Annotated in this window: 9 protein-coding genes, 1 tRNA gene and 1 pseudogene; 4 read left to right on the top strand and 7 right to left on the bottom strand. The window is 51.3% G+C overall.

Going from position 1 to position 9,720, the window contains the following annotated elements; translation table 11 throughout:
• Nucleotides 1-405, top strand: a pseudogene (locus AC0AP0_RS05710) (peptide ABC transporter substrate-binding protein); the annotation flags it as partial.
• A 70-nt stretch (nt 406-475) separates the two neighbouring features.
• Nucleotides 476-552: transfer RNA gene (locus AC0AP0_RS05715), tRNA-Ile, on the top strand.
• A gap of 164 nt (nt 553-716) precedes the next feature.
• Here AC0AP0_RS05715 and AC0AP0_RS05720 read toward each other — a convergent pair.
• The 6 genes from AC0AP0_RS05720 to AC0AP0_RS05745 form a co-directional block, all read right to left on the bottom strand.
• Nucleotides 717-917 (bottom strand): hypothetical protein, encoded by a 201-nt coding sequence (locus AC0AP0_RS05720; protein WP_110413265.1) that lies wholly within the window; start codon nt 915-917, stop codon nt 717-719.
• A gap of 371 nt (nt 918-1,288) precedes the next feature.
• Entirely contained in the window at nt 1,289-1,801 is a 513-nt protein-coding gene (locus tag AC0AP0_RS05725; RefSeq protein ID WP_490429669.1) for an ImmA/IrrE family metallo-endopeptidase, read from the bottom strand.
• Nucleotides 1,791-1,913 carry a hypothetical protein gene (locus AC0AP0_RS05730; protein ID WP_258334472.1) on the bottom strand — a complete coding sequence of 41 codons (123 nt, stop codon included), beginning with the start codon at nt 1,911-1,913 and terminating at the stop codon, nt 1,791-1,793. The genes AC0AP0_RS05725 and AC0AP0_RS05730 overlap by 11 nt, the downstream gene beginning before the upstream one ends.
• Before the next feature lie 14 nt (nt 1,914-1,927).
• Nucleotides 1,928-2,071, bottom strand: coding sequence for a hypothetical protein (locus AC0AP0_RS05735; RefSeq protein ID WP_490429670.1), 144 nt, complete (start codon nt 2,069-2,071; stop codon nt 1,928-1,930).
• A 266-nt stretch (nt 2,072-2,337) separates the two neighbouring features.
• Nucleotides 2,338-3,045: a hypothetical protein gene (locus AC0AP0_RS05740; protein ID WP_490429671.1), complete on the bottom strand. Its 708-nt coding sequence runs from the start codon at nt 3,043-3,045 to the stop codon at nt 2,338-2,340.
• 1,812 nt (nt 3,046-4,857) lie between these two features.
• Nucleotides 4,858-5,667, bottom strand: coding sequence for a helix-turn-helix transcriptional regulator (locus AC0AP0_RS05745; RefSeq protein WP_490429672.1), 810 nt, complete (start codon nt 5,665-5,667; stop codon nt 4,858-4,860).
• Nucleotides 5,668-5,824: 157 nt separating this feature from the next.
• Between AC0AP0_RS05745 and AC0AP0_RS05750 the strand changes: the two genes are divergently transcribed.
• A complete protein-coding gene (locus AC0AP0_RS05750; protein WP_490429673.1) occupies nt 5,825-7,330 on the top strand; it encodes an amino acid permease in 1,506 nt (501 codons plus the stop codon).
• 72 nt (nt 7,331-7,402) lie between these two features.
• Entirely contained in the window at nt 7,403-8,614 is a 1,212-nt protein-coding gene (locus AC0AP0_RS05755; protein WP_490429674.1) for a MalY/PatB family protein, read from the top strand.
• Nucleotides 8,615-8,702: 88 nt separating this feature from the next.
• Here the strand turns inward: AC0AP0_RS05755 and AC0AP0_RS05760 are convergent, their stop codons facing one another.
• Entirely contained in the window at nt 8,703-9,476 is a 774-nt protein-coding gene (locus AC0AP0_RS05760; protein ID WP_490429675.1) for a (S)-acetoin forming diacetyl reductase, read from the bottom strand.
• Nucleotides 9,477-9,720: the final 244 nt, after the last annotated feature.

Consider the following 9,720-nt stretch of genomic DNA (forward strand, 5'->3'; position numbering starts at 1 on the left):
GGCATCAAGACGGAACCAAATATCTTTCCTACGGGCAAGGAATTCAATACGGCAGTTCATAACCGTCAGGTCAACAGTATCTTCAATTCGGGCATCACCTCGGACTATCCCCACCCCGAAGGCTACCTGGTTCAGGGATATGCCTCCAGCCAGGCCGATGGCATGGGGCTAAATAACGGGGACTACAAGAGCGCGGAATATGATGCCATCCTTTCCCGCGCCGCATCCAAGACCGATCAGGATGAAGCCATGCAGGATTACCGCCAGGCCGAGGCCGTTCTCTTCAAGGATCTTCCGGTGCTGCCGCTCTGGTACAGGAAGGTCTCGGCGGTGGCCAGCAGGCAGGTTCGCCATGCTCCTTTCGGATACATGGGTCTGCCTGTCTACAACCAGGTCACCAAGTAGGTCCGACAATCCGGACCTGGCTGATGACGAGTCGTTTTGATACCATGACTCTGGCCGGTACGATCGGCGCGGGGCCTTAGCTCAGTCGGTTAGAGCAAACGACTCATAATCGTTCGGTCCAGGGTTCAAGCCCCTGAGGCCCCACCAGACGAAACCCCTACAGGCACAAAGCCTGTGGGGGTTTTCTTATATCTGCTGGGATAAGGTTCGTGCTCAAAATGTATACTAAATGTATACTATATTGCACGGGAAAACCGGTACCGTCGGGCGGGCATAGAAAAAGCCTCGCCAGAACGGGCTGCTCTTTTGTCTTAATTGAACAGGTCCCAGATGCTGAACGTGGTCTTCCGGTAGATCTTGTTGTATATGGCTTTTTTGGGGTTTCGAATCCACCCCATGCCTTTCCTCCCATAGCCGGGAATAAGGTTCTTCTTCGCCTGTCGCTTCCACTTGCCCGTGGTCCGCGCCTTGAATGAGCGCTTAGGGCTGGGTGTGCGCATACCATATTTCATTCTTTGTCATTAGTCCTTGTCTGAGATGGACAGTGTCAGGTGCTGACCTGTTGAGTATATTCCGATGCTGTATTTGCTGGTTGAGAGGTGACCACTTCCGCCATTAGGTAGTTGGTTATGTATGTCATCAGCGGTCACCCCCAGGGAATCTAGGAGGCAGTCGAGTCCAGGAAGGCCCTCACTCGAGGCCGGCTCCTCCAGCTTTGACGCGTACAGGATGCTGTCGCCGTCCTTCTTATATTCGAACGCCGCCGACACTTTGGAGCATTTGTCGCTGATCTGTCGCGCTGAATTCACATTCTGCCCTCCACAGGCCGTGAGGGGGAGTGTGAAGGCAAGAACGGCTGCGATGACAGGTGCTGGTCTTTTCATCATGGCTCTAGTCCGCTTTGGCTATCAGTTGTTTTGTATGGTGATCGTGCTTGTTGGGATTGGCTCCGTACTTTGCAGTGCATGTGGCTCGAATCGAGTATGTGCTGGTAGTCGTTGATGATTTGGAGGGTGACGTCGAGTTCGCAGGCGATCTGGTATGGGTTGCTTTCGTACATGGCTTCGGCTGTCTGGTATTCGAGTGGGTTGATGAGTTTTAGGGCGGTTTCGCGTCGTGATCTGCGTTCCAGGCGTGCGCCGTAGACGCCGGCTCTGGTGGCGTCGGCGTGCTGCCAGTGGATGAGTTCGTGGACGAGTGTGCAGCGTTTCTGGCAGTAGATGAACTGTCTGTCGATGAGGATGGTTCTGGTGGTTTCATCGTAGAAGCCTGGGATGCCTGCCGGCAGGAGCGCGCTGCTGATGGTCACGTTGAGGGTGTCGGCGTAGTGGCGCATCTGCCCGTATGTCATTGTCGAGGTCAGGCCGTCCAGGAGCCTTGGGCCTTTATCTGTCATCGCCGCCTTCTGCTTCCTTCTCCTTGTTGGGGTCGTTCATGGCTGCCAGCGCCTGGTCGCCGGCCTTGATCTTGTTCAGCACGTAGGCCACCTTCTCATCCTCGGGAAGCAAGAAGAGGTCCACTGTCAGCGGGGAGGGTAGGGGCCGAGGTCTTCAATCACACGTTGCTTGGCCCTGCTGATGACCACGGTGATGTCTATTCCGATGTAGTCGCAGAACTCATAATCGTTCAGTCCAGAATAAGTGATGGAACAGAATGTAAGTTTCACGAGAAAATCAATGGTCTCTCATAGCGCCAAAGGAGCTTTCTCACCTTTGTTTATCTGAAAGTAATTTATAAATTACAAGCTCATCTAAAAGCTCATCAAGTAGAGTCCCATCGTTTAGAAGATTTACACGATGGCTTGGCGTTTCTTCTCATAGGCAGGGATGAGAGCCTATTTTTTGGTATTTGAAGCTGTATATACCCATGTGATGATCGCTCTTTTTGTGTCGGGTATATCCCCGCGTTGGAAGTCAACACTGTTTCTTCCTGTTAGTTCATCCATCGCAGGCGACCATCTTTGGCAGTTCTGCAGGTTAGAGTGGCGCCATTTTGGTCTGACGCTCCAGTGGACCCTGCTCCAGAACAGAATGCTCCACGGTGTACGGTGCCTTGTGAGCGGAGTTGTGGCTGCGCCTGCTGCTGTTGGACATGCTTTTGGGGCTGGAGTTGTTGCTGTTCAGCTTGTATTTGTGCGGCTTGGTCTGCGGCTGCTTTCCCTTGTGCAGCCTTGTTTGCTGCAGCTTTCTCCTGGTCCTTCTTGTCTTGTTCGGCTTTTTGTTCGGCTGCCTTCTTGTCAGCCTGCTCCTTATCCCACTTATCGGCTTTGTCCTGTACTTTCTTGACTTGGTTTTGCACGTCAAGCAATTCCCTACGAGTCTTACGCAGATCGGCCTGTGATTTCGAGTAATCCGATTGCAGATCTTTGTAGTCCTCAGAATCTTTTGGATCAGAACTGCAACATGCGCTGAAACCAAAGCCGATGAAGAAGGTGAGCAAGGCTATGAAAGCTGTCTTCCATATAGATTTACCAGGTTTGCCTTTGTGGGTGTGGTGCCCGGTAGGTTTAGTGTTGCCGCTGTCGTGAGGCGGAGCTGGAGGAGTGGCAGCATCCGTTGATGCTGTACTTTTAACTGGAGTCAATACGCTTGTATCTTCCCTGGTATCAGCAGGAAAGAGCTCGCTAGTTTGTTTCTTCATAACTATGATCGCTCCTTGGTACAATCATCGATGACCGCACGAGCAGGACACTACTAGTATAAAGCGCTGAAAGGCTTGCATGCTCAGGAACCTGTTCGCGACATTTGACTCTGTGCGCATAAATCACTCGAAGGCTTGGATTCTTGACAATATTGCTTATTCGCACATGCTGACCTTTGTTCTTGCGTGAATGCACTTTGGCGGTACCCATATACAGATCGTCGATACAATAACTAGCTTTGACAAAAATGTATAGAACAGATAGACATCGACCGCGCGCAAAGCCATGTCAGAATTCTTCGAATCATCTCGATTAAAGGCGTTAACATTTTCTATCCAACCATGACAAGTATTTTCAATTTCCTATATTACATGCAAAGCAGTCCGAGTAATATGAACGTGTTCTCATTGTAGATGTTACAGATATTTAAAATACGGCTCTTGGAGTTATGCTGTTGCGTTTGCTGCTATTTTAGAAAGCGGAATCGAATTTGCACACGCTTCAGTTTTCGAGGGAGTTATGCAACTCGTTTCTTTTTTAGTATATAAGGTCTTCTTGATGCTTTGATATATAGATAGATAACTTATACCTGCACTATCGGTGTAAGGCACAACCATTGAATGTGCTCACAAATGAGCGTGTGGCATCATAGGCAATTGATTAGTTTTAGTGAATCGAACAATCCTGTTCTCTCGCGTGTCATAAGGATAAAGGCTGTGAGAACAACGATGTTCATTTATGTTTTAATTCCTCGCTCGTGTTTCAAATGTACCAAACTTATCGCGAAAATTCCAAAATTGTGTGGACAAAGAGACGGGTTCGCTTATCGAATAGAACGTGGACGTGGTATTTGTCAGTGAACTCAGCATATGATCGACCATCACAAAACATGTATCTTTGCTGATTGTCAGCGAGGGCTATGAGTGTTTTGTGCCCCAAACTTTCTTGATAGTCTTAGTAGAAGGACTAGCCCCGGCTATTGTCGGGGCCGTCCTCTCGTCGCCTAGCTCTAGCATCCATGATTCACCGATGCAAATATGTATGGCTTCACATGTAAGCCGGGGGAAAAGAGCTAGGCGCGTTTTTTATATCGGATCATAGAGCACCCTCGGTGTATATCCACTTCTCGGTGCCCCAAGCGTGCATACGTAGACAGCCATAAATCTGCGCATGCCACAATAATCCGGAAGCGTTTCCGTAGAACCGCTAAGTATGAGAATTTATCAGGGAAAAGAATACGGGACGGGCTCGAGTCGAAGCCGTCAGCATATGCCGGGAAACTATACGCATGTACATCTCCTCTGGAACTGAAGATAGCTCAGTCCCTGTAGGTCCATCGTGTATACGTCCCCCGTATATCTGTTCTTAATCATACACCCTGGAGGGGGTGTGTCAAAGCTGAGAAGGGTGCCGTCTCCGTGCTTCCGGTCAGATGGATTTGATGAAAAGATTGCTGGCTTCGGGCATAGTGTTTTGCGCATATCCGCGCCTCCTGAATGAAGGAGATAAGCAGCACGTATCTACTAAACAAGTTCTCTGCTTGCTTTAATCATTGGTGTAGCATGCATTGTTTCGTCAAGATTATTTTCTGCGGCGTCCAGAATATATTGGACGCAGAAACCAAGGGCCTGTTCATTGGTGAACTTCAAAATGCAGGCATAACCACTTATTGGCACGAATGTGACTGATACCTAGACAGGGATCCCCAGCTGGGTACATCTTCAGTTGAGAATATTTCAACAGAAGAGCGTTATCGGTTCATGAATGATCAACCGTTGGTTTCAGATCTCTTATTGATGTTACTCGACAGGCTACTCGCTGTTTTCTTTCTTTTCCTTTCTGATCAAGTGCAAGTATCTATACACCGTTGGTGCTGAAATGCCCAGTGCATCAGCCACGGTATCTATTGCGCCCTTGATCAAGAAGATACCTGAATCGTCAAGGTCAGCGATGAGCTTCAGTCGTTCTGATTTGTTCATTCGCTCGGGCTGAACTCTGTGTTCCGCTACAAATGATTGGATGTGCTGATTTGTCAGATCCTCTGCGTTCACGGATAGGGTTTCATGCGTTGCGTCGGTGACCGATTGCTGAAGAGATCCATCATTCGGAATTATCGCATCGTCAAGCTCGTCGAGCGTATCTGTGGTTTGTGTGTCAGGATCCGATCGATCTCTCCTGATGTGATGTGTAGGGAATGGGGATCCGCTGGAACTGATGGAATCCAGATAATCGCTAGCTGTTCGCAGAGCTTTACTGGTCTCTTTAAAGATGGAATTGTCAAAGTTGATGCAGAGAAAACCGATGACCTGATCTTCTGTATTACGCAGGAAGAAGGTAGAGGAGACGATAGGGCGACCTTCATGTGTATATCCAGCATAATGGATCAGATAGTTCCGGTGTTCGTATTCGTGATTCTGCCAGATTCTCAGAATAAGATCAGTAGCCGGACTGCCTACTTTGCGTTCGCTGACATGTCCGTTGGCTATTGCAACGACTGAGTGCGAGAAATCTTTTACGTCCTGAAGGACAACCTCAGTGTCATGCCCCAATAGCTCGCCAAGAAAATCTACCAAGGGAATAAAGGGCCGTAGGGATGGTGAGATGTTTTCCATTTCGTTCATATTTGCGCTCCTTCCCTGACGGCTTATGCCTGCAGTCGGAAACAAAACTGATACGCAGAGGAAATTCTATCACAATGCCAGAAGGCTACCATATTAGAAATAAAATGTTATCAAAATAATAAAATAGTATAACCGCCTCTAGAAGGAAGTGCTTCAAATGAGTAGATCTGATTTGCAAGCCAGCTCGGCTGAGAAATATGAAGATGAGGATTTAAACCGCAGCCTCAGCACTCGGCAGATGGGGATGATGGCAATTGGCGGTGCAATCGGAGTTGGTCTGTTCTACGGGTCCTCTGGTGCAATATCTTATGCAGGGCCATCCGTCTTGCTGGCATATGCAGTGGCAGGTGCTGCTATATTCGTAATCTGCCGAGCGGTCGGGGAAATGGCTACGGCTGAACCGGTGTCGGGTGCAACCGTATCATACGCCAGCCGATATATTCATCCTTTCGTCGGGTATGCAATAGGTTGGACTAGTCTGCTTGGCTGCGTTGCAGGGTCAGGGGCGGAATTTACAGCCCTGGGTAAATATGTCCAGTTCTGGTTTCCTTCTTTCCCTATATGGGCCAGCGGCTTGCTCGGCATGCTGCTGATGACCGTCATCAACTTGATATCGGTAAGTTTCTATGGCGAATCGCAGTTTTGGCTTTCGGCTGTGAAAGTAGTCACTATCGTCGTTATGGTCATTGGTGGTTTGATCATCATTTTCACCGGTATTGGTAATGGAGGTCACCCAGTTATGTTTAAGAATCTGACGGTCGATGGATTCATGCCAAATGGACTGTCTGGGCTACTGTTCTCCGTTGTCATGGTGGCTTTTGCCTTTGGAGGCTCTGAGTCTGTTGCTTACACGGCAGGTGAGGCCAAGGACGTTAAGAAAACCATGCCTCGCGCTGTCAATGGAGTGTTTTGGAGCATTGTCTTATTCTATTTGGGATCTACCTTTGTAATTCTGTGCATGTGGCCTTGGGACAAGATGGAGGGCGTTGGATCCCCCTTTGTCCGCGTATTCGCGTCGTTAGGAATTCCGGCAGCTGCCTCTATCATCAATTTTGTCGTCATCACTGCTTCCTTGAGCGCTGTAAGCAGCGGCATCTTCATATACAGCCGTCAGCTTTACAACCTTTCCCTCCAAGGCAGTGCCCCTTCGATTCTCTCCAAGGTGTCAAAAAAGAAGATCCCCTATTTTAGCGTGCTGACTGTAGTGCTCATGCAGCTTGTAGGCATCGTTCTGATGGCGTTTTTGCCCGAGCGAGCGTTTGCTCTCTTCTCCTCGATTACAGTCTTTATGCTGGTCTTCAGCTGGGTGGCTGAGCTCATCAGCGAGTATCGTTTCCGTTCCATAAAGCGTCGCGAGGGCAAAGAGGATGAGTTAACGTTCAAGTTGCCCCTGTACCCTTACAGTAATTTCTATGCTCTCGCATTCTTGGGGCTGGTCATGGTGATGATGGCAGTAATGCCCGAATACAGAATCAGCTACTTGGTGACCATACCTTGGATGATCCTTCTTGCAGTTCTGTTCGTTCTCCAACGCAAGAACAGAAACAGGCAAACTGAACTGGATTCTGATAAAAACATGGAAAACCTCGCGCCTGCTGTCGAAGATACGGACCCGGACGGTACACTTTCAGGCGAAGGTCATGAGGCCATGGCAGATTCCTGACCGTATCGCCGAGGATCTGGCTAATTGAAAAAGACGGCCGGCTCATCCGGTCAAGAATATGGAAGGAATAAAATGACCTACGATTTCACCAGCATTATGGATCGACATGGCAAAGACGCCATCGCGGTTGACGGTCTGGGTTCCCAGCCCGGTTTTGCTCCTGATCCTCCTAAGGAAGGTTTCGATGTCATTCCTATGTGGGTGGCTGATATGAATTTCCCTACAGTGCCGACCATACCCGAGGCCATCATCGAGCGTGCCAAGCATCCGGCCTTCGGCTATTTCAGCCCAACTGACGAGTACTACGCTGCCATCATCAATTGGCAGCACACCCGCAATGGTGTGGAGGGCCTGACGGCCGAGGACATCGGCTATGAAAATGGGGTTCTGGGCGGTGTGGTCTCGACTTTGACGGCTTTTGCCGCGCCTGGCGATGCGGTTTTGCTCCACAGCCCGACCTATGTCGGCTTTACGTCCTGCATCGAGAACAATGGTTACCACATTGTTCACAGCCCGTTGAAAAAGGACGAGCAGGGCGTCTGGCGCATGGATTTTGAGGACATGGACCGCAAGCTCAAGGAGAACAACATCCATGTGGCGGTCTTCTGCAGCCCGCACAATCCCTGCGGCCGTGTCTGGGAGCAGTGGGAGATCGAAAAGGCCATGGAAGTATATAAGGAGAACGACTGCGTGGTCATCTCCGACGAGATATGGTCAGACCTGATCCTGGCAGGCAACAAGCATATTCCTACCCAGTCGGTCAGCGAGGATGCCCGTAACAGGACGGCTGCCTTCTATGCGCCCAGCAAGACCTTCAACCTGGCCGGGCTGGTAGGCTCCTACCACATCATCTACAACAAGTACCTGCGCGACAGGATTGTGGCCAAGGGGTCCAAGGCCCACTACAACGACATGAACGTTCTGTCCATGCATGCCCTGATCGGAGCCTACAAGCCCCAGGGCCAGGAGTGGGTGGACGAACTCCGGCAGGTTCTGACCGGAAATGTGGACTACGCCTACGATTACATCCGGCAGCATTTTAAGGGAGTCGAGCTTTCCAAGCCCCAGGGCACCTACATGCTCTTCCTCGATTGCACACAATGGTGCAAGGACCATGATCTGAGTCTGGACCAGCTGCTGAAGCGGGCCTGGGATGTGGGCGTGGCCGTCCAGGACGGGCGACAGTTCAAGGCTCCCTGCGCCATTCGCATGAACCTGGCCCTGCCTTTGAGCCGTGTCCGGGAGGCCATGGACCGTCTGGACAAGTACGTCTTCAACGCCTGAATGATTTCTGAATTATCATGGACCCTCGCTGTCGGGCGGAACCGATCGGTGAGGGTCCATCGTATGCGGGCGAATCCTGGCTACAGAATCACTGGAATTGCATGCCGCCGTCCACGATCAGGGTCTGTCCGGTTACGTAGTCGGAATCATGCCCGGCCAGGAAGGCTACGGCATTGGCCACGTCTTCCGGCTCGGAAAGCCGTCCCAGGGCGATGCCGTCCGAGAAGGTGGACATGCCCCACTCGTCATCCTTGCCGGCGTTCACCCCGACCTGATGAGCGATGTCCATCATCATGGGTGTTTTGACGATGCCGGGGGCGTAGGCGTTGGCGGTGATGCCCTCCTTGGCCAGATCGCGAGCAGCCACCTGAGTCAGGCCGCGGATGGCGAACTTGGTGGAGGAATAGAGCATCAGGTTGGGGTTGCCCACTACGCCGGCCTGGCTGGTGGCGTTGATGATCTTGCCTCCGTGGCCCCGATCACGGAAGGTCTGAACGGCGGCCTGCATGCCCCAGATGGTTCCTGCGACGTTGACGTGGTAGACCTTGTCGAACAGCTCCGGGGTGATGGACTCGATGGGGGTGGTCGGTCCCAGGCCAGCGTTGTTGACTATCACGTTGAAGTCGCCCAGCTTGGTGGCGGTCTTCTCGACGGCGGAACGCACCTGGACACGGTCGGTCACATCCAGGGTGACAGCCATTGCCAATCCGTCTGATTGATTGATGGAATCGGCCACAGCCTGGGCCTTGTCTGTATTCATGTCCGCCACGGCCACAGCGAACCCGTCCTTGGCCAGTCGGCGGGCAATAGCCTCGCCGATTCCCTGGGCTGCTCCTGTAACGAACGCCACTTCCTGCTGCATTGTTGCTCTCCTTTGTCGCCTCGCCGGACCGATCGGTCCGACTGTTTGATTCTAAAGGGCGCTCGGCTCGCCACACCGGTTGGTTGATTCGGCGTGTGGCGCAAGAATGCCCTAATCTCTCCGGGTTGCGCTAGACTATTACGCGGTTGCCGGTTCACGTCCGCCATAGGGGCGGTCGACCCGGGGCCCTTGAATCTAGGAGTAACCATGAAGCAGGGAATTCATCCCGATTATCATCCCGTTG

This window comes from Bifidobacterium sp. POST2/T3 (B1), assembly GCF_058197115.1.

Coding starts and splice junctions, on each gene's coding strand:
- AC0AP0_RS05720 (WP_110413265.1), bottom strand. CDS start 917: ATGAAATATGGTATGCGCACACCCAGCCCTAAGCGCTCATTCAAGGCG.
- AC0AP0_RS05750 (WP_490429673.1), top strand. CDS start 5,825: ATGAGTAGATCTGATTTGCAAGCCAGCTCGGCTGAGAAATATGAAGAT.
- AC0AP0_RS05745 (WP_490429672.1), bottom strand. CDS start 5,667: ATGAACGAAATGGAAAACATCTCACCATCCCTACGGCCCTTTATTCCC.
- AC0AP0_RS05725 (WP_490429669.1), bottom strand. CDS start 1,801: ATGACAGATAAAGGCCCAAGGCTCCTGGACGGCCTGACCTCGACAATG.
- AC0AP0_RS05755 (WP_490429674.1), top strand. CDS start 7,403: ATGACCTACGATTTCACCAGCATTATGGATCGACATGGCAAAGACGCC.
- AC0AP0_RS05740 (WP_490429671.1), bottom strand. CDS start 3,045: ATGAAGAAACAAACTAGCGAGCTCTTTCCTGCTGATACCAGGGAAGAT.
- AC0AP0_RS05760 (WP_490429675.1), bottom strand. CDS start 9,476: ATGCAGCAGGAAGTGGCGTTCGTTACAGGAGCAGCCCAGGGAATCGGC.